General features: G+C 73.5%; 16 protein-coding genes. 6 read left to right on the top strand and 10 right to left on the bottom strand.

Going from position 1 to position 23,296, the window contains the following annotated elements; genetic code table 11:
• Positions 1-239 precede the first annotated feature (239 nt).
• On the top strand, positions 240-1,379 hold the full coding sequence (locus CLV70_RS05490; RefSeq protein ID WP_106125262.1) for a hypothetical protein: 1,140 nt from the start codon (positions 240-242) through the stop codon (positions 1,377-1,379).
• A 9-nt stretch (positions 1,380-1,388) separates the two neighbouring features.
• On the opposite strand, the gene asnB is transcribed toward CLV70_RS05490, so the two are convergent.
• Both asnB and CLV70_RS05480 read right to left on the bottom strand, forming a co-directional pair.
• Positions 1,389-3,272, bottom strand: coding sequence for an asparagine synthase (glutamine-hydrolyzing) (asnB, locus tag CLV70_RS05485; protein WP_158277712.1), 1,884 nt, complete (start codon positions 3,270-3,272; stop codon positions 1,389-1,391).
• Between the two features lie 59 nt (positions 3,273-3,331).
• Positions 3,332-5,149 (bottom strand): class II glutamine amidotransferase domain-containing protein, encoded by a 1,818-nt coding sequence (locus CLV70_RS05480; protein WP_106125260.1) that lies wholly within the window; start codon positions 5,147-5,149, stop codon positions 3,332-3,334.
• A gap of 371 nt (positions 5,150-5,520) precedes the next feature.
• On the opposite strand from CLV70_RS05480, the gene CLV70_RS05475 reads away from it, so the two are divergent.
• From CLV70_RS05475 to CLV70_RS05455, 5 genes are all read left to right on the top strand, one after another.
• Positions 5,521-6,603 carry a hypothetical protein gene (locus CLV70_RS05475; protein ID WP_106125259.1) on the top strand — a complete coding sequence of 361 codons (1,083 nt, stop codon included), beginning with the start codon at positions 5,521-5,523 and terminating at the stop codon, positions 6,601-6,603.
• 7 nt (positions 6,604-6,610) lie between these two features.
• A complete protein-coding gene (locus CLV70_RS05470) occupies positions 6,611-7,990 on the top strand; it encodes an O-antigen ligase family protein (protein WP_106125258.1) in 1,380 nt (459 codons plus the stop codon).
• A gap of 235 nt (positions 7,991-8,225) precedes the next feature.
• On the top strand, positions 8,226-11,924 hold the full coding sequence (locus CLV70_RS05465; protein WP_211303642.1) for a DUF4082 domain-containing protein: 3,699 nt from the start codon (positions 8,226-8,228) through the stop codon (positions 11,922-11,924).
• A 36-nt stretch (positions 11,925-11,960) separates the two neighbouring features.
• Positions 11,961-13,184 carry a glycosyltransferase family 4 protein gene (locus CLV70_RS41660; RefSeq protein ID WP_106125256.1) on the top strand — a complete coding sequence of 408 codons (1,224 nt, stop codon included), beginning with the start codon at positions 11,961-11,963 and terminating at the stop codon, positions 13,182-13,184.
• A complete protein-coding gene (locus tag CLV70_RS05455; RefSeq protein WP_158277711.1) occupies positions 13,181-14,656 on the top strand; it encodes a lipopolysaccharide biosynthesis protein in 1,476 nt (491 codons plus the stop codon). Before CLV70_RS41660 ends, CLV70_RS05455 begins: the two co-directional genes overlap by 4 nt.
• A 67-nt stretch (positions 14,657-14,723) precedes the next feature.
• On the opposite strand, the gene CLV70_RS05450 is transcribed toward CLV70_RS05455, so the two are convergent.
• The 8 genes from CLV70_RS05450 to CLV70_RS05415 all read right to left on the bottom strand — a co-directional run bounded on the left by CLV70_RS05450 (position 14,724) and on the right by CLV70_RS05415 (position 23,281).
• On the bottom strand, positions 14,724-15,746 hold the full coding sequence (locus CLV70_RS05450) for a TolB family protein (protein ID WP_106125254.1): 1,023 nt from the start codon (positions 15,744-15,746) through the stop codon (positions 14,724-14,726).
• The gene (locus CLV70_RS05445; RefSeq protein ID WP_106125253.1) at positions 15,743-16,987 is read right to left on the bottom strand and encodes an MFS transporter; all 1,245 of its coding nucleotides are present in this window, start codon (positions 16,985-16,987) and stop codon (positions 15,743-15,745) included. Before CLV70_RS05445 ends, CLV70_RS05450 begins: the two co-directional genes overlap by 4 nt.
• A gap of 116 nt (positions 16,988-17,103) precedes the next feature.
• Positions 17,104-18,222 carry a DegT/DnrJ/EryC1/StrS family aminotransferase gene (locus CLV70_RS05440; RefSeq protein WP_106125252.1) on the bottom strand — a complete coding sequence of 373 codons (1,119 nt, stop codon included), beginning with the start codon at positions 18,220-18,222 and terminating at the stop codon, positions 17,104-17,106.
• A complete protein-coding gene (locus tag CLV70_RS05435) occupies positions 18,219-18,893 on the bottom strand; it encodes an acetyltransferase (protein ID WP_106125251.1) in 675 nt (224 codons plus the stop codon). The genes CLV70_RS05440 and CLV70_RS05435 overlap by 4 nt, the downstream gene beginning before the upstream one ends.
• A complete protein-coding gene (locus CLV70_RS05430; protein ID WP_245908039.1) occupies positions 18,890-20,029 on the bottom strand; it encodes a DegT/DnrJ/EryC1/StrS family aminotransferase in 1,140 nt (379 codons plus the stop codon). The genes CLV70_RS05435 and CLV70_RS05430 overlap by 4 nt, the downstream gene beginning before the upstream one ends.
• Positions 20,026-20,991 (bottom strand): NAD-dependent epimerase/dehydratase family protein, encoded by a 966-nt coding sequence (locus CLV70_RS05425; RefSeq protein WP_106125250.1) that lies wholly within the window; start codon positions 20,989-20,991, stop codon positions 20,026-20,028. Before CLV70_RS05425 ends, CLV70_RS05430 begins: the two co-directional genes overlap by 4 nt.
• Complete coding sequence (locus tag CLV70_RS05420; protein WP_106125249.1) at positions 20,988-22,067, bottom strand: Gfo/Idh/MocA family protein; 1,080 nt, start codon at positions 22,065-22,067, stop codon at positions 20,988-20,990. The genes CLV70_RS05425 and CLV70_RS05420 overlap by 4 nt, the downstream gene beginning before the upstream one ends.
• Before the next feature lie 143 nt (positions 22,068-22,210).
• On the bottom strand, positions 22,211-23,281 hold the full coding sequence (locus CLV70_RS05415; RefSeq protein ID WP_146163966.1) for a glycosyltransferase family protein: 1,071 nt from the start codon (positions 23,279-23,281) through the stop codon (positions 22,211-22,213).
• Positions 23,282-23,296: the final 15 nt, after the last annotated feature.

The raw sequence follows: 23,296 nt of genomic DNA, 5'->3' as shown, positions 1-23,296 counted from the left end.
CTTCCTCCGGCGGCCCGGGTGCGCCGCGCATTCCGGACTCTGCGGAAATATGCGGGAATTGCCGCTCCGGCCGCAATTCCGCATTCCGGGCGGCGGGGTCCCAGGGCCGGCCGGCGGTGCTAGCATGGGCCGCTCCCGACGATGAATAGGCGCCCCGCAATGCGCGCAGGAATGGCGGGCCGGACTCCGGCCGGCGACGAGGATCGGGCCGGGCGAACCGATAACGGTCGGCGGAGGACATGACAGCCCACGAGGACGAAGCAGCCGGACCGGACCGAGCCGGCCGGCGCGGCAGCCACGGCGCCCGCGAGCCCCGGGGACGGATGGTGCTCGCCATCCTCGGCGCGCTGCTGGTGATGGTCGCCGGCGCCACCCTGTTCCGCTTCATCGGCCCGGGCACGGCCCGCGAGCCGGTGGCCGACGCCCGGGCCGGCGCCGCGGCATCGTCGCCGGCGCTGCCGTCCGGCACCGCGGCGCCCACCGGCGCCGGCCCCTCGGCGAAGCCGTCCGCGACGCCCTCCGGCAGTTCCCGGCCCTCCCGTGCGCCCGCCACCCGCAAGCCGGAGCCGAAGTCGGCCGCGGGTCCGTCCGGGCCGTGCGGCGCCTTCCCGTCGTTCCCCGACGCGAGCTGCACCGGCTGGCAGCACACCGGCGTCAAGCTGCGGACCTGCAACGGCACCATCACGAGGGCGAACACCAAGCTGGACGGGTGCCGCTTCCTCAAGGGCCTGACCATCCAGGCGAAGAACGTCTCGATCACCCGCTCCCGGGTGGAGGGCCTGGTCGGCGCCACGTACCTCACCGACTGGAGCCTCGGCGGGCTGAAGCTGGTCGACGTGGAGATCGACGGCGGCGGGGGCGTCGACCCCAACGGGCAGGCCGCCATCGGCAGCGACGACTACACCTGCATCCGGTGCCACATCCACGGCACCGGCCGCGGCGCCAACATGGCGAACAACGTGCGCATCGAGGATTCGTACCTGCACGGCTGGGTGTACGTCGACGGCGCGCACCAGACCGCGATCGGTTCCAACGGCGGCAAGAACTTCACCGTCGTGCACAACAACCTCGACTGCCAGAGCAAAGGGTGTTCCTCGGCGCTGTCGCTCTACGGCGATTTCGCGCCGATCGACGGTGCGCTGATCGAGAAGAACCTTTTCAACACCGATGGCGGCTATTGCACGTACGGCGGGTCGACCTCCGCCAAGCCGTATCCGATCGGCACCAATATCCGATATGTGGACAACCGCTTCGGCAAGAAGTACGGCCCCAAATGCGGCTACTACGGTCCGGTGGCCACGTTCGAGATGCATGCCGGCAACGAGTGGCGCGGCAACACCTGGCAGGACGGGTCCGGCGAGGTGAAGCCGCAGTCCTGACGGTGCCGCTCAGGTCGTGGTGTGGATCTGCAGGGCCTCACCCATCTGCTCCCGGCCGGCGCCGCGGAAGAAGAGCTGTCCCCATACCTCGGTGAGGATCAGCCGGGTCAGCCACTCGCTCGGGCCGTCGCCGACGGCCACCGCGATCGCCGCGTCGTTCAGGCCGTACATGTCGGCGACGAAGCCGTCCTCGAAGAACTTCGGCGACACCGTCAGCCGGCGCGTGATGGAGACCGGGAAGCCCCGCTTCGGCCGGGCCGCGAGGCTCTTCGGCAGGCGGCGGGCGGCCACCTCGCGGATCGCCCACTTGTCCACGATGAACGGGTGGCGCCGGTCGTTGGCGCGTACGGTGCGGCGCAGCTTGTAGCGGTCCGGCAGGTTGACCGCGAGCCGGGTGAATTCCGGTGCCAGGAAGGGGAATCGGGCCTCGAGGCCCCACGCCATGCCGAGCCGGTCGTTGCGGTGCAGCAGCGACACGAGGTGCGACTGCGCCAGGTCCAGGGACGCGACCCGGGACCGGCGGTCGCGGCGCCGGCCCGCCTCGCCGACCGCGCCGCCGCTGGCCAGGCCGACGGTCTGCGCCTCGAAGCCGGAGCTGAGCTCGACCAGCCGCTGCGCGAACGTGTCGTCCGGGTGCGGCCAGAACAGCTTGGCGGCCTTGGGCGACAGAGCCGACAGCCACGAGCGGGGCACCTTCTTCACCCGGCCCACCAGATCCAGCACCGGACGCAGCGCCTGATCCGGGTAGCCGATCAGGTATTCGTCGCTGCCCTCGCCGGTGAGCAGCACCTTGATGCCGTCCTCGGCCGCGAGCCGGCACACCGCGTAGAACGGCAGCGCGTTCAGGTGGTAGATCAGCGGGCCGTCGTTGTACCAGGTCACGTCGGGGATCGCGGCGATGATGTCGGCGTCGGTCACGCGTACGGTGCGCAGCCGCAGTCCCAGGGCCGCGGCCAGCGCCTCGGCGGCCGGCCGCTCGCTGTCGTTGACCACGTCGGCGTGGTACAGGGGCAGGTCGGGGCGCTCCCCGCCGGCCACCGTGGCGATCAGGCTGGAGTCCACGCCGCCGCTGGCCAGGCACGCCAGCGGGGCGTCGCTGACCAGCCGGGAGCGCACGCCCGCGCCGATCGCCTCGTCGACCCGCCGCACCACCTCGGCGGCGGGGGCGGCGGACAGCTCGCGGTAGAGATCGTCGTCCACCCAGTCGACGATGCGGGCGAACAGCGACCGGTCCACGGTGCCCCGGCGGGGGTCGAACACCAGCCGTTCGCCGGGCCGCACCGCGTGCACGCCGCGGTAGAGGGTGCGATCGCCCCACGTCATCGAGTAGCCCAGCAGGGCGGCGTTGATCCCGGCGACGCTCGGCTCGGCCGCGGCGCCGCCGGTGGCCACCAGCGCCTTGATCTCGGAGCCGAAGCGCAGCCCGCCGTCGGCCGTACGCCTGAAGTAGAGCGGCTTGACCCCGTGCACGTCGCGGCCCAGCGTCAGCACCTCGTCGCGGGTGTCCCAGACGGCGACCGCCCAGTCCCCCTCCAGACGCCGGAACGCGGCGGCGCAGCCGTGCACCGCGATGAGCGAGAGCAGCACCTCGGTGTCGCCGGTCGAGTGCACCTGCACGCCGGCCTCGCGCAACTCGTCGCGCAGCTGCCGGAAGTTGTAGATCTCACCGTTGAACGCCAGGACGTAGCGGCCGTCCGGCGAGACCATCGGCTGCGCGGCGGCATCGCTCAGGTCCAGGATGGACAGTCGTACGTGCCCGAGCCCGATCCCCGCGCCGGTCCAGACCCCGTCGGCGTCGGGACCGCGGTGCCGGATCGGCGCGAGCGCCTCCCGGATCTCGTCCGCGGTGACCGTGCCGCCGGCATGCGTGCATCGCCCGACCAGACCGCACACGTGTCTTCTCCTTCGGATCGGCCGCCGGTCGGCACCGGACGGCTCGGCGTAGCGCCGCGTCAGCCCCGGACCGGCGCGGCACCGGCGCCGGCGGGTACGGGATGTCCGCTGGCGGCCTCGGTGGCCACCAGCACGTTGAGCAGGAAGGCGACGGTTGCCGGATCGGCGGGGCGCCGGCCGGCGAGCAGCTCACCGAGCCAGTCCGCGCGGATGATCCCGGTGTCGCGCAGGGCCGCCGCCCGGCCGGGTTCCGCGCGCCAGTGGCGCACCACGGCCTCGGCGACCGCGGCGGCACCGAGCTGGGTGCGGCGTCCGCCGGTCGCCCGCTGGCGCAGCTTCGCGGCGGCCTTGCCGGCGGCCACCCGGGCCAGCGCCGCCCGGGTCCGCCACCCGCCGCCGCCCAGCCGGCCGGGCACCAGCCCGGAGTCGAGGGGCACGGCGGCCAGCGCGGGATCCAGGCGGACCATGAGCCGTCCGGTGAGCCGCGAGCCGCGCTTGTCCTCCGGCGCCGGCACGAGCGCGAGCTCCATGAACCTGCGGTCCAGCAAGGGATTGACGAAGAACCGGTCGGTCGCGGCGGCGGTGCCGTGCGCGCCGGCCCACCGCTGGGTCCGCTGCCAGAGGTAGAACTCGTCGGTGGCGCGCAACCAGTCGTCGTCGTATCCCCGGAAGCAGGCCTCGACCGCGGCGAGCGCCTCGCGGCGGGCGGCGGCGAACCCGGGGTCGAGCGCGTCCGCGGCGACGGCCTCGTTGACGAAGAGCCGCCAGCCGGCGAGCCGCTCGACCAGCCGCGCCGAGGTGCCGGCGTGGGCGGGCTGCCCGGCGTAGTAGAAGCCGCGGGCGGTCTCGCCGCCGGCGCCGGAGAGCCGGTGCCCCTGCTCCAGCTGCGCCTCGATCAGCGCCAGCGGTGCCAGGGCGACCGGGCTGGCGCCGCATTCGAGGGCAGCGGCGGCGGCCAGCGCGGCGTCGTGCACGACGGCATCGCTGACCGGCGGCTGTTGGTCCACCCGGTACACCTGGTGGGGCAGGCCGGCCAGCGCGCTGAGGCGCCCGGCGATCCGGGACTCCACGCCGCCGCGCACGTCGAGCGTCAGCGCCCGCAGGCTCGCCCGCTGCTCCGGCGGCACGGCGCAGAGCAGCAGGCGGGAATCCTGCCCCCCGGTCAGTTGCAGCACCGTGCCGGGGTGATCGGCGAGGTATCCGCGGTGGAAGTCGCGCAGGATGGTGGCCATCTCGTCGACCACGTCCCCGAACTCCGGCGCCGTCGCGGGACGGGCGAGGGACTCGTCGGCGTAGCGGCGCACCGAGACCCGGCCGCCGGCGAGCACCGCCAGGCACCCGGGGCCGAGCTTCCGCACGTCCGCGAAGGCGGTGGTCGTGCCGAGCTGCCAGCCGAGCAGGCTCTGCACGCCGAGCGCGGCTGTGTCCAGGCCCGCGCCCGCGAGCCGGGCCAGGCAGCGCGCGCTCGTGGAGATCGCGGCGATGCCGTCGCCCTGCCAGTGGTAGAGGTGCCGCATCCCCAGCCAGTCGGTGGCCATCACCACCGGTGCGTCCGGGCCGGCCCGGTGCGCCGCGCCCCAGGGAGGCAGGATCGCGGCGAGCGCGGCCGGATCGCTCGGGGTGCCGCCGGCGAGCAGGCGGGCCAGGGCGCCGGTCTCGAGGTCCGTCGTGCGGTCACGGATCGACCGGGTCAGCCGTACGGTGAAAGCGGTCCCGGGATCGGCCACCTCGTCACCGGGACCGGCGGGGGTCAGGACCACCCAGCCGTCCGGGGTGCGATGGCTCGCCGCCGCCTCGCCGAGCAGCGCCGCGACACCGGCGGGCAGCCGCGCACCGGGCCGTCCGCCGGCAGCGGAGATCGCCAGAAAACCCTTCACGGGTACGGCTCAGCGGCGCGGCATCGTGGCATGCCAGTCACATTAGGCAGTCTCCGCCCGGGCGGGATCCTCCGGACAGGCAGTGCCGGTAGCACGGCCGGCCGCGCGGCAAATGCCGGGCTCGGTGGCAGGAGGGCTGACCTGGCCGTTTTGTACAGCAGGCCGTTTTGCCGGGGATGACCGGTGGTTTGTCTGTCGGGTTGGCGATCCCGGTCCGGTCCGGCCCCTTTTCAGGCCCGGTAAGCCGATTCCGGTCCCTGGGCAGCCTGTTGCCGGTCGCGTACCCTGACCCGTATCCCCGCCGGTCCGCCGGCGGCCTGCTGAGGTCGTCCTGGGCGAGTGGTTCGCCGGCGCGTCGACGAGAGGACATCGTGGATCTCTGGGATCTCACCAAGATGCTGTTCCGGCGGTGGTACGTCTTCGCCCCGGTGCTGCTCGCATCCTTGGCCGGCGTCTTCGTGGTGTCGCAGAACGTCCAGCCCGACTACAGCGCGGTCGGGCACCTGCAACTGATCCCGCCGCCGGAGCGGAAGGCGCCCTCCCCCGGCGCGAACGCGCCCAAGCCGAACAACCGGTGGCTGGATCTCGGTTTCCCGGCACTCGGCTCGGCGGTGATCCTCCAGGCGCAGAGCGAAGAGGTGCTCTCCCAGCTGACCGCGGCCGGCTACACCGACAACTTCACCGTCACGATGGAGTACGGCACCACGTACCTGACCATCGAGGCGATCGGCACGTCCCGCGCCCAGGCCACCACCACGGTCCAGCGCCTCATGAAGGTCCTCGACCAGCTCGTCCTCACGCTGCAGGAGCAGTTCGACGCCCCGAAGCAGGACCAGATCACCACGCTGGCGCTGGACAACGGCGACAAGGTCGAGGCGGTCACGTCGAAGAAGAAGCGGGTGGCGATCGTCGCGTTCGGGCTCGCGCTGATGCTGAGCGTCGGCGCGTCCATCGGCCTCGACGCCCTGCTGCGGATGCGGCGCAGGCGCACCGAGCGGGCGGCGGACGAGGCGGACGAACCGGTGTTCACCGCCACGGTCCCGGCGCAGCGCACCGGCTCGGTCTCCCCGCCGCCGGCCGTGGACTCGACCGTCGTGCTGCGCCTGCCCTCGGCGAGCGCGCGGGCCGAGACCGGCACCCGGGCCGACCGCGGCGGACGGGGACGCGAGGAGACCGCCCGCATCTATCCGGCCGGCCACCCGCACGCCCCGCAGGCGGAGGACAAGGGCCGGCACGGCGAGGCCTCGGCGCGGGCGGAGATCGCCGCGCGGGCCGAGGCGGCGACCCGCGGCGAGGGCGGCGAGGCGGGCACCAGGAACGGGTCGGACCGCAACGGTACGGCCAACGGCCGCAGCGGGGTCGTGGTCTCCCGGAGCGCCCGTCCGGCGGCCGACAACATCGACGCCACCATCATCCTGCCGGTTCCCCGGGGGGCCCGGGAAGACAAGAGCTGAGGCCGCCGTGAGCGCGGTCGGGTACCACCCGTACGACCTCGAGCCGTCGCTGATCGAAGCCGGCACCTACGCCACCCGGCGGCAGGTGCGGCTCGACGTCGCGGCGATGGTCAACGTCATGACCGCCCTGCTGTACCTCATCCCGGGCACGCTGATCGTGCCCAACATGTCGTTCGCGGGGCGGCCCGCGCTGCTGCTGGCCTTCGGCCTGTTCTGCTGGTGGGCGCTGACCCGGCTGAACCGGCGGCTGGCGATGAGCGGCCCGCAGCCGATGCGCTGGGCGGCCTTCGCCTACCTGGCCGGCACGACCGCTTCGTACCTGGCCGGGATGCTGCGCGGCCTGCCGGGCACCGAGGCCAACGCCCAGAACTTCGCGATGCTCCAGCTGCTGCAGTTCCTCGGCATCACGCTGATCATGGCCGACGGCATCCCGAACTGGACGCGCCTCAAGAGCGTGCTGCGGTTCTTCGTGTGGTGCGCCGGCTACATGGCGGTCATCGGCATCATCCAGTCGACGGCGAAGATCAACCTGGCCGAGTATCTGGTCCTTCCCGGGCTGGAGGTCAAGGGCGGGATCATCGGGTTCTCGGAGCGGGGTTCCGACTTCTTCCGGGTGGCCTCCACGGCCGCGCACTACATCGAGTTCAGCGCCATCATGGCGATCGCGGTGCCGTTCGGCATCCACTTCGCCCGGTTCGGGGAGCTGAAGCGGCACCGCCGTGCGGCGGCCGTGTGCACGCTGCTGTGCGCCGCGGCGCTGCCGATGTCGATCTCGCGCACCGGGGTCGTCGCGCTCGGCGCCGTTCTGGTCATCATGATGATCCAGTGGGGCTGGCGGATGCGCTACAACATCGCCCTGCTGACGGTGGTGGTCGTCGGCGGCCTGGTCGTGGTGCGGCCCGGCCTGCTCGGCACGGTCACCTACATGTTCACCGGTGCCGACGAGGACCCGAGCATCTCCGGGCGTACCGACGACTACCACCTGGTGGGCCACTGGTTCGCGCAGCGGCCGATCCTGGGCCGCGGGCCGAACACCCTCGTGCCGGAGCTGTACCAGGGCCTGGTGCTCGACAACCAGTGGCTCTACACGGTGGTGACCCAGGGGCTCGTCGGGGTCGCCGTGTTCGCCGGCATGCACCTGTGCGCCATCGTGCTGGCCGTCATCGCCTGGCGGCGCTCCGAGCGCGTGGAGGACCGTCATCTCTGCGCGGCCCTCGTGTCCGCCCAGGTGGTCTCCCTGCTGGTGGCCGCCACGGTGGATTCGTTGTGGTTCACCACTTTCGCCGTCACCGTGTTCCTGCTGATGGGCGCGTGCGGCGCGGTCTGGCGGCTGACCCATCCGGCCCGGCACGTCCGCACCTCCGGCGTGCCCCGGCCACTGGACTGAACCGCGATCGCGGGCAAAAGCCCGTCAGTGTCGGTAATCCGATTGAATACGAGCACCTCGGACACCACACCTGTACCTAAGGATGACCGCTGTTTCGTCCTTACCGCGCTCGAATCGACATCATCGAGTTATAGGTGTCACGCCGAATGCTCGATACCGTTCCGTCGAGCCTGGAGGGGTACCGGCTCTACACAGTGGAATGCGGAGGACGGCCGTGGGCGGCGACAGGGTAGAGGTGCCGTTGATTCGGCCGAGAAGATTCCGGGCGGCCCTGGGCGCGGCCCTCACGCTCGTGCTGGCGTCCGCCGGGGCGCTCGTGGTGAGCACCTCCGCGTCGGCGGCCGTCGACCCGTGCGGGGCCTCCAGCAACGCCATCGTCTGCGAGAACAGCAAGCCCGGAACGAGCCGCGATGTCTGGGATGTCGACGGGGTGGGCGACCCGGCCATCCAGGGCTTCGCCACCGACATCAGCACCAACGTCGGCCAGCAGGTCCGCTTCAAAATCAAGACCACGGCGGCGAACTACAGCATCACGATCTACCGCCTCGGCTGGTACGACGGCGACGGCGCCCGGCAGATCGACACGGTCACCCCGTCCGCCACCCTGCCCCAGATCCAGCCGGCCTGCGTGACCAGCGCGACCACCGAGATCTACGACTGCGGCACCTGGGGCGTCTCGGCGAGCTGGACCGTGCCGGCCAACGCGGTCTCCGGCGTCTACATCGCCAGGTTGCAGCGCCCCGGTGCCGGCGACGGCAGCCACATACCGTTCATCGTGCGCAATGACGCGAGCCATTCCGCCCTTTTCTTCCAGACTTCCGACACGACGTGGCAGGCGTACAACGACTACGGCGGATCGGACTTCTACACCGGCGGCGACAACGGCCGGGCGTACAAAATCAGCTACAACCGTCCCTTTGCCACCCGGGGCGGCGTAACCGCACGCGATTTCCTCTTCAGCAACGAATACCCCACCATTCGTTTCCTCGAGCAGAACGGTTACGACGTCTCGTACACCACCGGGGTGGACTCCGACCGGCGGGGGGCGCTGATCCGCAACCACCAGGTCTTCCTCTCCGTCGGCCACGACGAGTACTGGTCCGGCACGCAGCGGGCCAACGTCGAGGCGGCCCGTGACGCCGGCGTGCACCTGGCCTTCTTCAGCGGCAACGAGGTGTACTGGAAGACCCGCTGGGAGAACAGCGTCGACGGCAGCGGCACCGCCTCGCGCACCCTGGTCTGCTACAAGGAGACCTGGGCCAACGACAAGATCGACCCGTCCGGCGAGTGGACCGGCACCTGGCGCGATCCGCGGTTCAGCCCGCCGTCCAACGGCGGGAAGCCGGAGAACGGGCTGACCGGCACCATGTTCCAGTCCAACAACGCCAGCTTCGCGCTCCAGGTGCCGGCGGCCCAGGGCAAGCTCCGCTTCTGGCGGGGCACGTCGGTGGCGGGCCTGGGCACCGATCAGACCGCCACGCTGGCGCCGAACACGGTCGGCTACGAGTCCGACGAGGACATCGACAACGGGTTCCGGCCGGCCGGCCTGATCCGGATGTCCACCACGACCCACAGCACGCCGGAGTACCTGCGCGACTTCGGCACCCTGGTCACGCCCGGCACGACCACCCACAGCCTGACCCTGTACCGGGCACCGAGCGGCGCCCTGGTCTTCGGCGCCGGGACCATCCAGTGGGGCTGGGGCCTCGACGAGGAGCACGACGGCGTGCAGTCGCCGCCCGACCGGGCGATGCAGCAGGCCACCGTCAACCTCCTCACCGACATGGGCGTCACCCCGCTGACCGTGATGAGCACGCTGAGCGTCCTGCCCGGCACCAACGACACCACCGCGCCCACGGTAACGGTGACCAGCCCGGCGTCCGGGGCCACGGTGGCCAACGGCGCGGCGGTCACGGTGACCGGCACGGCGAGCGACACCGGCGGGCGCGTGGCCGGCGTGGAGGTCTCGACCGACGGCAGCACCTGGCACCCGGCCACCGGGACGACCAGCTGGACGTACAGCTTCTTCGCGGCCGGCCTGGGCAGCCAGACCGTGCGCGTCCGGGCGATCGACGACAACGGCAACATCCAGCAGACCCCGGCCACCCGCGCGCTCACCCTCACCGGCAAGGTGTCGGTGTTCGGCGGCAAGGTGCCGGAGAACCCCGACGTCAGCGACTCGTCGCCGGTCGAGGTGGGCATGAAGGTGATCCCCCAGACCAGCGGCTACATCTCGGGCATCCGGTTCTACAAGGGCACCGGCAACACGGGTACGCACACCGGCACGCTGTGGAGCGCCGCGGGCACCGAACTCGCCACCGGCACCTTCCGCAACGAGACCGCCTCCGGCTGGCAGACGCTCACGTTCCAGAACGCCGTGCCCGTCGCGGCCGGCACCACGTACGTGGCGTCGTACTACGCGCCGAACGGGCACTACGCCGCCGACCCGTACGCCTTCACGTCGGCGGGCATCACGTCCGGACCGCTGGTCGCCCCGCGCTCGTCGGCCTCGGGCGGCAACGGCGTCTACGCCGACGGCGGCGGCTTCCCGAACAGCACCTGGCAGGACAGCAACTACTACGTCGACGTGCTGTTCGTCGACACCGGCAACTCCGCCCCGGTGGTCGTGGCGAGCACCCCGGCGGCGGACGCGTCCGGCATCGCGACGTCCGTCAATCCCGCGGCGGTGTTCTCCAAGTCCGTCGTCCCGTCCTCGGTGCAGTTCACGCTGAAGGAGGCCGACGGCACCACGGTCGCCGGGTCGAAGGCGTACGACGACGCGACCCGGACGACGACCTTCACGCCCACCGCGGCGCTGTCGTCCGCCACCGGCTACGACGCCACCGTGCAGGCCGCCGACCAGCAGGGCAACACGGTCACGTACACCTGGTCCTTCACCACGGACGTCGACGCCTCGGTGGCCCGGCTGTTCCCGTCGACGATGACCCCGGCCACGCCGGCGGCCAGCGACTCGTCGGCGGTGTCGCTGGGCACCAAGTTCGTGCCCGCCTCGTCCGGGGAGATCGTCGGCATCCGCTTCTATCAGGGTCCCGGCAACTCCGGGAGCCACACCGGCACGCTGTGGAGCGCCACGGGCAGCCAGCTGCGGAAGGTGACGTTCCCGTCCTCGGCGACCGTCGGCTGGCAGACCGCGCTGTTCGACTCGCCGGTGGCCGTCACCGGCGGCACCACCTACGTGGTGTCCTACTTCGCGCCCAACGGCCGGTACGCCATCACGACGAACTTCTTCAACAGTGCGTACAGCAACGGCCCGCTGAGCGCACCGTCGGGCGTCAACGGCCTGTTCGTGTACGGCAGCGACGCGTTCCCGCAGAACTCGTACCAGTCGTCGAACTACTGGGTCGACGCGCTGTTCGTGCCGGGAGGCGGGGGCGACCCGACCCCGACGCCCACCACCCCCAGCCCGACGCCCACCACGCCGACGCCGCTGCCGGAGGGCGCGCAGACGGTCTTCGCGACCGACGCCGTACCGGCCAACGCCAGCTGGAACGACGGCGACGCGCTGGAGGTCGGGCTGCAGTTCCGCAGCGACGTCGCGGGCAAGGCGCTGGGCGTGCGCTTCTACAAGGGCCCCGGCAACACCGGCACGCACACCGGAACACTGTGGACGAACGCCGGCCAGCAGGTGGCCACCGGCACGTTCTCCGGTGAGACCGCGTCCGGCTGGCAGAACATGCTGTTCTCCACGCCGGTGACGCTCACGCCGAACACGTGGTACGTCGTCTCGTACCACACGACGGCGGGGCACTACGCGGTCGACGGCAACGCCTTCGGGGCGTCAGGTGTCGACAATCCGCCGTTGCACGTGCCGTCGTACGCGGCCCGGTATCTTTACGGTGCCGGCGGCGCGTTCCCCGGCTCGGGATCGGCGCACAACTACTGGGTGGACGTGATCTTCAAGTCCGACGCCTGATCCGGCCCGCCGTTCCCGCGAGGAGAGGACCTGACGTTGCGCCTGCTCGTCGGCCTGCACCACCTGGAACTGGGTGGGAGCCAGCTCAACGCGCTCGACCTGGCGACCGCCATGCGCGCCCACGGCCACGACGTCGCCGTGTTCGGCATGCACGGCGGCACGCCCGGCCCGGTCGCGGACCTGGCCCGCTCGGCGGGTTTCCCGGTGACGCTGGTCCGGCACCGCGCCACCCGCGGGCGGCGCGTGCTGCCGGCCCGCCGGGGCGTGGCCCGGGCGCTCACCGAGGCGGCCCGGGAGCACCGGGCGGACCTCGTGCACGTGTACGAGTTCCCGATGGCCCTGGACGCGTTCTACGGCCCGCACCTGAGGCTGGGGCTGCCGTTCGTGACGACCATCTACGGGATGGCGGTACCGCGCTGGCTGCCCCGCCGCCCGGAGCTGGTGCTGGGCACCCGCGAGCTGACCGAGCAGGCCCGCGGGTACGGGATGTCCGCCCACCTCGTCGAGCCGCCGGTCGACACCGACTCGGACGACGCGGCGGTGGTGGACGGGCGGGCGTTCCGGGCGGCGTACGGCATCGGCGACGACGAGCTGATGCTGTGCGTGGTGTCGCGGCTCGAGCCGGAGATGAAGGCGGAGGGCATCGAGCGGGCGATGGCCGCGCTGCCGCTGCTGGGCGACGACCGGCTGCGGCTGGTGGTGGTCGGCGACGGGCCCTCGTACGCGGCTCTGCGGGCCCGCGCCGGCGAGGTCAACGCGGCGCTCGGGCGGCCGGCGGTGGTGCTCACCGGATCGCTGGAGGATCCGCGTCCCGCGTACGCGGCCACGGACATCGCGCTGGGCATGGGCGGATCCGCGCTGCGGGCGATGGCGTTCGGCACCCCGCTGGTGGTGCTGGGCGTCGAGGGGTTCTCCCGCCCGTGCACCCCGGAGGAGCTCGGCTACTTCCTGCACGCCGGCTTCTTCGGCACCGGCACCGGGGAGCTGTCGCCGGCCCCGCTGGCCGCGCAGATCCGGGCGCTCAGCACCGACCCGGCCCGCCGGGAGCGGCTCGGCGAGTGGTCGCGCCGCACGGTCGTGGAGCGGTTCAGCCTGAAGGCGGCCACCGACTCGCTGAGCGAGGTCTACGCGCGGGCCCTGGCCGCCCCGGCGGACCGGCGGGCCACGCTGGCCGAGGCCGGCCGCGTCGCCGCCCACAAGGCCTCCGCCGACCTGATGCCGCCCGCCCTGCGCCAGCGCCTGCGAAGGGCCGGCGGGTGAGGCTCGGGATCCGGGAGGACGCCCCGCTGATCGCCAAGGCGGGCCGCGCCGTCGGCTGGAGCTTCGCCAGCACCGCGATCGGCAAGCTCAGCACCCTCGCCATCGGCATCGCCCTCGCCCGGCTGCTCGGCCCGGCCGAGTTCGGCACGTTCGCCGTCGCGATGGTGGCGCTGCTGGCCGTGCTCAGCTTCAACGAGCTGGGCGTAAGCCTCGCGATCGTCCGGTGGCCGGGCGACCCGCGCGAGATCGCGCCGACCGTGGCCACCATCTCCGCCGGCACCAGCCTGCTCGTCTACGCCGGGTGTTTCGCGGGCGCCCCGGCCTTCGCCACCGCCATGGGCGATCCGCGCGCCGCGCCGCTGGTCCGCGTCCTCGCGCTCAGCGTCGTGATCAGCGGCCTCGTCGCCACCCCCGTCGCGCTGCTCCAGCGGGAGTTCCGGCAGGACCGCAAGACGGTCGCCGACCTCGTGACCAACTGGGGCAGCGCGCTGACGTCGATCGCCTGCGCGCTCTCCGGAATGGGCGCGATGAGCCTGGCGGTCGGCCAGCTCACCGGCGCGGCGGCCGGGGCGGTGCTCTTCTTCCGGTACGCCCCGCAGGGCCTGCGCTTCGGCTTCGACCGCCGGCAGGCCCGGGCACTGCTGAAGTTCGGCCTGCCGCTGGCCGGTTCCAGCATCGTGGTCTTCGCCGTCGCCAACGTCGACCGGGTCCTGGTCGGCGCGCTGCTCGGCCCGGTGCCGCTCGGCTACTACGTGCTCGCCGCGAACCTGTCGAACTGGCCGGTCAGCGTGTTCTCCCAGCCCGTGCGCGCGGTCGCCCCGGCCGCCCTGGCCCGCCTGCAGGGCGACCCGCGGGCGATGCGGCGCACCTTCCTGTCCACCGCCGGGCTGCTGGCCGCCATCACCCTGCCGGCCTGCGCCGTCCTGGCCGGCGTCGCGACACCCCTGATCCGGCTCGTGTACGGCGCCGTCTGGCAGCCGGCCGCGACGGTGCTGGTGTGGCTCGTGCTGCTGGCCGCGCTGCGGATCCTCTTCGAGCTCGTGTACGACTACTTCGTCGTGCTGGCCGACACCCGCGTCGTCTTCACCGTCCAGGTCGTCTGGCTCCTCGCGCTGATCCCGGCCCTGTACGCCGGCGCCACCACCGCGGGGCTGGCCGGGGCCGGCGCCGCGCAGCTCGCCGTGGCGGGCCTCGTGGTCCTGCCGATCTACCTGTGGGAGCTGCGCCGCGCCGGCGTCCCACCGGCCCGGCTCGGCGCCCGGCTGGCGCTGCCGGTGGCCGGCGCCGCGGTCGCCGCCGCGGTATGCGTGGCCGCGGTCCTGCTCGGCCCGCCGGATCCGGTGGTGCTGGCCGTCGGCGCGGTCGCCGGAGCGGGGGCGCTGGCCGCGCTCGGCTACCGCCTGCGGGGCGAGCTGCGGGAGCTGCGCACCGCCCCGGCCGCACCCGGCCCGGCGGAGCCGGTCCCGGCCTGACCGCCCCGGGAGAGGCGGTCCCGCCAGGACGGCCCCGGGCTCGAGGGCCCGGCCCGACCGCCCCGGATCAGGGGTTGCGGACGACCGCCGGCGACCAGGCGTCCGGGATCAGGATCTCCGGCCTGCCGGTGCCGTCCGCGGGCACCCGCCACACGTCGCTCGACGCCGAGCCCGAGGTCTCCCGGGGCAGCCCGTAGACCACCGTGCCGTCGTCGAGCCACTCGACCTGGTCGTCGACGCTGCGCGTCTCGGCCAGCAGCGTCTCGGTCCGGGTGCGCAGGTCGTACACGGCGAGGCGCCACCTGCCCGCCGGCAGGTCGCCGTGCTTCTTGAAGGCCACCCGGGTGCCGTCCGGCGACAGCGACGGGCACTCCACGTCGGTGCGCTGGGCGGTGACCGTACGCGCGGACAGGCTCCCCGCCACCAGCCACGTCCGGCCCCCGGAGGCGGCGGTCGCGTAGAACCGGTCGTCGTCGACGAACGTGACGCCCCACAGGTTCCGGTCGGCCGCCGTGACCGTCCTCCCGCCGACGATCAGCCGGAACTTCTCGATGTCGCCGACCACCTCGCCGTCGGTGCGGGTGACCACGGTGCGGGTGGAGAACTGGCCGGGGTTGGCGTACGAGTCGCCGAAGACGAACGTGGTGGTGGCCGCCAGCGAGCCGTCGCGGGACAGCCGGGCGCGGCTCGGAGCGCCGGTCAGGGGCAGATCCCGCACCGGGGCCCAGGCGGCGTCGAGCAGCTGGGCCTGGTACGTGGTGACCAGCCCCCGGTCCGCGGAGAGGCAGATCGCGTCCTCGGCGGTGGCGTACACCCGTTCGCAGGCCACCGGGGCGAACGCGCGGGGCCCGCCGGGCGCGGACAGCGGCGCGACGGCGACCCGGCCGTAGTTCTCCCCCAGCGCGGTGCTGCGGAACACCAGGTGCGGCGCGGCGCGCAACGCCGCGAGGTCGCCGCCCTGCGCGACCGCCGGGGCCGCGGCGACGGCCTCGGCCTGGTCCTGGCGCACCTTCCAGACATATCCGCCCGCGCCCAGCGCGGCGACGAGCAGGACCGCCACCAGCAGGGCGACGCGCAGCCGGAGCGTCACGCGGCCTCCGCCCGGCCGATGCCACGCAGCAGCCACGCCGCCACCGGCACCGCCACGGCCAGCAGCGCCGCGAACAGCAGCAGCGAGCGGGCCGGTCCCTGCACCGTCCACATCAGACCGAAGAGCACCGAGGACGCGAAGCGGGCCAGCGCCACGACGGTCTGCGCGGCCGCGATCCCGCTCCCCCGGGTCTCGGCCGGCACCAGCCGGCTGACGAGGGCGGGCAGCACCCCGTCGGTCGCCGCGTAGAAGACGCCGAGCAGCAGCAGGACCGCCAGGGTCAGGCCGATCCCGCCGGCCGGCAACGCGGCCAGCAGGTAGCAGACGAGCAGGGCGCCGTGGCCCGCCACCAGCACCCGCCCCCGGCCCACCCGGTCGGCGAGCCGGCCCAGCGGCACGGCCAGGGCGAGGTACGCGACGTTGGTGCCGACGTACAGCAGCGGGAAGTATCCGGCGGCGATCTCGTCGCGATCCTGCAGCGAGAGGTAGAGGAAGCCGTCCCCGACGGTGAGCAGGCCCAGCATCCCGGCGGCGAGCAGCGGCCGGCGCAGCGACCGGCCGCCGATGTCCCGCAGCGCGCGGCGCAGCCCGACCCGGGCCGACGACGCCGTGGTCCGCAGGTTGGGCACGAAGAGCACCAGCACGGCCACGCCGACCGCGGCGAACGCGAACGACACCACGAAGATCGAGTCGTAGCTGCCCGGCACGGAGGCGAGCAGCGCGAAGGCCACCAGGGGCCCGAGCGCCGCGCCGCAGGTGTCGAGCGCGCGGTGCACGCCGAAGGAGCGGCCCAGCACAGCGGGGTCCGAGGCCTCGGCGATGAGGGCGTCGCGGGGGGCCGTCCGCAGTCCCTTGCCGAGGCGGTCGGCGGTCACCACGCCCGTGATGGCCGCGAAGCCCGCGGCGGGCAGCATGGCGATGCGGCTGAGCGCCGACGCGCCGTAACCGAGCACCGCCACCCACTTGGGCCGGCCGCCGCGGTCCCCGGCGTAGCCCCCGGCGATCCGGACGAAGGCGCTGACGCCCTGGTAGACGCCGTCGAGGAAGCCGTACGCGACCGGGCTGAGGCCGACCGCCGCGGTGAGGTACAGCGGCAGCACCGAGGCCACCATCTCCGACGAGACGTCGGTCAGCAGGCTGACCACGCCGAGCAGCACCACCGTCGACGAGACCCGGCGCAGCGCCCGCCCGGCCCCCGGCGCCGCGTCGGCCCCCGGCCGGTCCCGCAGCGTCACGTACACGTCGCCCCACCTTCCCGGCCCACCGGGGCCCGCCTCACGCTACTGGCGTCCGGGGTGCCGCCTGGACGCCCGTTCCGCCCGAACCGCGGAGCGGAAAGGCGGTCCCGCGCCGACGTTCAGCCGACGGCCGCCAGGGCGGCGGACAGCGCCTCGGCCACCCGGGCCTGCTGGTCCGGCGTGATCTGCGGATAGATCGGCAGGGAGAGGAGCTCCGGGCCGGCCGCCTCGGCGTGCGGGAACGAGCCGCCGAGGCCGGCGAACGCGCCCGTGCGGTGCACCGGCACCGGGTAGTGGATCGCCGCGCCGATGCCGGCCGCGTTCAGCCGCGACAGCACCTCGTCGCGGCGGGCGGCGGTGCCGTCGCCGGGGACCCGGACGCAGTAGATGTGCCACACGTGCTCGTTGCCCTCCAGCGTCCGGGGCAGCACCACGTCCAGGCCCGCCAGGAGCTCGTCGTAGCGGGCCGCGGCGGCGCGGCGGCGGGAGTTGCCGTCGGCGAGGCGGGTCAGCTTGGCGCGCAGCACCACCGCCTGGAGGCCGTCGAGGCGGCTGTTCACCCCGACCAGGTCGTGGGTGTACTTGACCAGGCCGCCGTGGCTGCCCAGGGTGCGTACGGTGGTGGCCAGCTCCGCGGAGGCCGTCACGACCGCGCCGGCGTCGCCGTACGCGCCCAGGTTCTTGCCCGGGTAGAAGCTGGTCGCGGCGATCCCGCCGGCGCCCGCGGCGCGGCCGAAGCGGGTGGCACCCTGGCACTGCGCGGCGTCCTCGACGATGGCGACGTCGCGGCCGGCGAGGCCGGCCCGGAGCCGCTCGACGGGCGCGAGCTGACCGTAGAGGTGGACCGGCACGATCGCCCGGGTGGCCGGCGTGACCGCGGCGAGGGCGGCGTCCACATCCAGGAGATACGTCCCCGGATCGCAGTCGACCAGCACCACCCGCGCGCCGGCCCGGGCGACCGCCTCGGCGGTGGCGATGAACGTGTTGGCCGGCAGGATCACCTCGGTGCCGGGGCCGGCGCCGACGGCACGCAGCGCGAGCTCCAGCGCGTCGGTGCCGTTCGCCACCCCGACGCAGTGCGGCAGGCCGGAGAACGCGGCGTACTCCTGCTCGAAGGCGGCGACCTCGGCGCCGCCGATGAACGCGGTCTCGGCGATGATGCGCTTGAAGCCGGTCTCGACCTCCTCGGCCACCTCCGCGTGGGCGGCGGCCAGGTCGACGAGCGGGATGCGGGTCATGGTGTCAGCTCCTCGGCGGGCTGGTCGGCGGTGCGGAGAAAACGGGCCGGGCTGCCGGCCCAGACCTGGCCGGCGGGGACGTCGCGCAGGACGACGGCACCCATGCCGACCAGCGACCGGGAGCCGACGGTGACGCCCTGGAGGACGAGCGCCCCGGCGCCCACGTACGCGCCCTGCTCGAGCACCGCTCCCCCGCCGAGGCGTACGCCGGACGCGACGGTGACGTAGTCCTCGACCCGGTCGTCGTGGGTGAGCACGGCCTGCGGCATGACGGCCACGTGCGCGCCCACGGTGACGTCGGCGGTGAGCACCGTGCCGGCCAGCAGCACGCTGCCCGGGCCGGTGGTGCAGCCCGCCCCCACCTCGGCGGACGGGTGCACGACGGTGGCGTACCGCTCGGCGGGCAGGGCGAGGCGCTCCACGAGGCGGCGGCGGGCGGTGTAGTCGCGCGGATTGCCCACGCAGACCACGACTCCGGCGTGCGGCAGCTCCGCCACGCCGTCCACCCCGCCGAGGATCGGCAGGCCGGACCGGGTGGTGCCGTGCAGCGCCGGGTCGTCGTCGACGAAGCCGAGGATCCGCCAGGTGGGCCGCTCCCGGTTGGCGGCGGCGGCCGCGGCGGCCGTCTCCCGGGCGAAGCCGCCGGCCCCGACGATGACCAGGTCCCTCACCGGCGGCCCAGCTCCCGCAGGATGCCGGCGATGTGGTCCTGGTCGTCCCCGGTGAGCGCGTGGTGCAGCGGCAGGATGAGCGAGTCGCGGGTCAGCCGCTCGGTCACCGGCAACGGCCCGTGGGGGACGCCGGCGTACGCGGGCTCCAGGTGGGCGGCCATGATGCCCCGGCGCGCGGACACGCCCCGGGCGGCCAGCTCGGCGAGCACCTCGTCGCGGCCGGTGGCGTACTCCGGGTTCAGCAGGACCCAGAACGACTGGTAGTTGGTCCGGCCGTACGCCGGGTCGCGGACCGGGACCAGGCCGTCGATGCCGGCCAGCAGGTCGTGGTAGCGGGCGGCGAGCGCGCGGCGCTGCGCGACCAGCCCGGCGAGCCGGCCGAGCTGCACGAGCCCGACGGCCGCCTGGATGTCGGTCATCCGGTAGTTGTAGGCGGTCTCCAGGTACGCCTCCAGCACCGGCTGCGAGCTGGCGTGGCGGTCGGCCGCGGAGACGTTCATGCCGTGCTCGCGCAGCCGGCGCAGGCGGGCCGCCCAGCCGGCGTCGTCGACCGTCACCATCCCGCCCTCGCCGGTGGTGATGAGCTTGCGGGGATGGAACGACCAGGCCGCGATCGCGGCCCCGGCGCCGGCCGGCTGCCCGTACGCGGTGGACCCGGCCGCGCAGGCGGCGTCCTCGACCAGGCCGACGCCCCAGCCGTCCGTGGCCTTGCGCAGCGCGGCCGTGTCGAACGGGACGCCGCCCTGGTGCACGGCGACGACCGCCCGGGTACGCCCGGTGCGCACCGCCTCCACGGTCTCGACGGTGACGTTGCCGGTGGCCAGGTCGACGTCGGCGAAGACCGGGGTGGCGCCGACGTACCGCACCGCGTTGGCGGTGGCGATGAACGACAGCGACGGCACGATCACCTCGTCGCCGGGGCCCACGTCCAGCAGCACCAGCGCGAGGTGGAGTCCCGTGGTGCAGGAGCTGACGGCGACGCCGTGCCCGGCGCCGACCGTGGCCGCGAACTCCCGCTCGAAACGGGCGACCCGGGGGCCCTGGGCGACCCAGCCGGACCGGACGGCGTCGGCCGCGGCCTGCGCCTCCTCCTCGCCCAGCATCGGGATCATGACGGGGATGCGGCGCTCGCTCATCGCGACTCCCGCCACCACTCGACCAGGCCCCGCAGGCCCTCGTGCAGCCCGATCTCCGCCCGGAAGCCGAGCCGGTCCGCCGCGGCCCGGGTGTCGGCGAGCCGGCGGGTGACGCCGTTGACCGCGCGGGCCGGGCCGTGCTCCGGCGCGAGGTCGGACTTCATCACCTCGCTGAGCGCCTGCGCCAGCTCCTTGAGGCTGGTCTCGGTGCCGCTGGCGACGTTGAACACCTCGTCGGTGACGTCGGCGCGGGCGGCCAGGATGTTGGCGCGCGCGATGTCCGCCACGTGCACGAAGTCCATCGTCTGCAGGCCGTCGCCGAGGATCAGCGGCGGGGTGCCCGACTCGATGCGCTCCATCCAGCGGATCAGCACCTCGGTGTAGAGGCCGTAGATGTCCATCCGGGGGCCGTACACGTTGAAGTAGCGCAGGGCCACGTAGTCGAGGCCGGACATGCTGTGGAAGCTGCGCAGCATGGCCTCGTTGAACGCCTTGGCCGCGCCGTAGAACGTGTCGTTGTGGTACGGGTGGTGCCGTTCCGTGGTCGGGAACTGCTCGGCGAGGCCGTACACGGAGGCCGACGACGAGGCGACGACCTTCCGCACGCCCTCGGCGGCGGCGGCCTCGACGACGTTGAACGTGCCGTCGACCAGCACCTCGTTGGCCAGCCGGGGTTCCTCCGCGCACTGGGTGATGCGGATGGCGGCGAGGTGGAAGACGAGGTCCTTGCCGGCCGTCTCGGCGCGTACCAGCTCGCGGTCGCGGATGTCGCCCTCGACGAGCCGCACCGGACCGTTGGCGGTGGCCCAGGCCAGGTTCTCGCGCCGCCCCCGCACGAAGTTGTCGAGGACGACGACCTCGGCGGCCCCGCCGCGGATGAGTTCGTCGACGACGTGCGAGCCGATCGTGCCCGCCCCACCGGTGACGAGGGCCCGCGAGCCCTCGATCTCTACGCCCGTCACGCCATGTGCCCTTCGTCGAGCTCGATCATCTTTCCCCCGTCGGCGAGGCTGCGCGAGGCGGCCTGCAGAATCTCCAGCACCCGCAGGCCGGACCGGCCGTCGGTGAGCGCGGGCGTGCCCGTCGTGATGGCCCGGCCGAACTCCTCGACCATCGTGCGCAGCGCCTCCCGCTCGGTGAGCGCCGGCGCCACCATGTCCCCCGACCGGTACGACACCAGGATGTCCCGGCGCTGCTCGTCGCCGAGCTCGTCCGGCGAGGCCACGTCGACCCCGCGGTCGTAGACGGCCAGCCGCTGGCTCAGATTGAGGTCGTCCCAGACCAGCGTCCGCTTCGAACCGCCGAAGATGGCCGTGCGGACCTTCACCGGGGACAGCCAGTTCACGTGCACGTGGGCGAGGGCGCCGGTGTTCAGCCGCAGCGTCAGGTACGCCACGCAGGCCCGGCCGGCCCCGATGCCGTCCGCGCCGTGCGCGGCGACGGCGACCGGGGTCACGCCCGGCGGCAGCACGAAGTCCAGGATGGACAGATCGTGCGGCGCGAGGTCCCAGACCACGTCGATGTCGCGCTGCACCAGGCCGAGGTTGATGCGTACGGAATCCAGGAAGTGCAGCTCCCCCAGCTCGCCGGAGTGCAGCAGCTCGCGGATGCGCAGCACCGCGGGGGTGTAACAGTAGGTGTGGTCGCACATCAGGGTCAGGCCGCGCCGGTCCGCCTCCTCGACCAGCCGCCGCCCCTGTTCGTACGTGGCCGCGAGCGGCTTCTCGACGAGCACGTGCTTGCCGGCCTCGAGGGCGGCCATCGCCACCGGCAGGTGCGTGCCGGCCGGGGTGGCGATCGCGACGGCGTGCACCCCGGGATCGGCCAGCACCTCGTCGAGGCCGGCGCAGACCTCCACGGTCGAGTAGCCGCCGAGGACCCGCCGGGCCCGGTCGACGTCGAGATCGCACAGCCGGCGCAGCCGGAAGGCGGGGGTGGCCTGGAAATTGCGGACCAGGTTGGGGCCCCAGTAGCCGGCCCCGACGACGGCCACACCGATGGGCTCGTCGGGTTGAATGCGCGGAGAATTCACTGACATCCACTTCTGGTGAGGGGGCTCGCGGGCAAGCTAGCAACGGGTCGCGGGGCGGCACCAGCACGCTGTCGGAAACCTGAAGGGGTGCCTGCCGAAGCCGATCCGTTCGGCCGTACCCGGCGAGCCGGTCGGGCGGCCGAGCCTTCTCATCGGCCGGTCAGCGGTCGGTAGAACGCCAGCAGGTCCTCGTCGAGCCGCTCGGGCGCGTACTCCGACAGCACGCGTTCCGACGCGAGCCGCCCGGCCTTGGCGAAGCCGACCGGATCCGCGTCGTACGCGCCGCACGCCGTCTCGACCGCCCGGGCGAAACCGAGCAGATCGTTCTCGTCGACCGGCGCGCAGTAGGCCGGGTCGAAGAATTCGCGCCCGGCCAGCCCCGGATAGCCGACGACGTAGCTGCCGCTCGCCATCGCCTCGGCCGGCGGCAGGCCGAACCCCTCGCGGTCGCTGAAGCTGAGGAACACCGCGCTGTCCCGCATGATCGCGGCCACCTCCGCCTCCGAGCGGCCGCTGATCGCCACGACGTCCCAGCCGTCCAGCACCCCGCGGGAGCGCAGGATGTGCAGCAGCTGGTCGCGCTCGCGCTCGCGCCGGGTCGTGGTGAAGCAGATCCGCCGGGCGGGAACCTCGGGGCCCGGGCGGAACATCTCCGCGTCGACCACGTTGCGGACCCGGTGCACCGGCAGATCGGGGAACGCGTACGCGAGCAGCTCGGCGTTGTCGCGCGAAACGGTCAGCAGCGCCCGCAGGTTCGGGAAGCCGGCGTACGGGGCACCCGGCCCGGTTCCGGGGTACGGCACGAAGTCGAAGGTGTCGTAGGCGCGCTGATTGAAGACGACCAGCGGCACCGTGGCGGGCAGGCGGTCCAGGGTGGGTCCGTACCACTCGGGCACCACGAGCACGTCGTCGGCGGTCAGCGCCACGTCGCTCGCGTAGGTCACCGCGGTGTCGTGCGCGAACCACGTGGACCGGAATCCCCGGTTGCCGTGCAGCACCCTGGCCCGCAGCCCGAGGGCATTGAGCGCGTCGACGTGCCGGTAGATGACCCGGATCCCGCCGACCGGCAGGTCGAGGTCGGGCGTCAGGTAGTAGACGACCGGCCGCTCGCCGCGCGCCGGCGCGGTACGCAGCGACGGCGGCTGCCGGCGGCGCATCTCGGCGCGGAGCCGGTAGGCCTCGATCCTCCGGTTCGCCAGCGTGCCGATCCGTGGCATCACGTGTGGTCCTCCCAG

It is taken from the genome of Pseudosporangium ferrugineum, from assembly GCF_003002065.1.
In the GTDB taxonomy this organism is placed as follows: Bacteria; Actinomycetota; Actinomycetes; order Mycobacteriales; family Micromonosporaceae; genus Actinoplanes; species Actinoplanes ferrugineus_A.
Note: the sequence above shows the minus strand (reverse complement) of the source record. Positions and strands in the feature narration are given on the sequence as shown.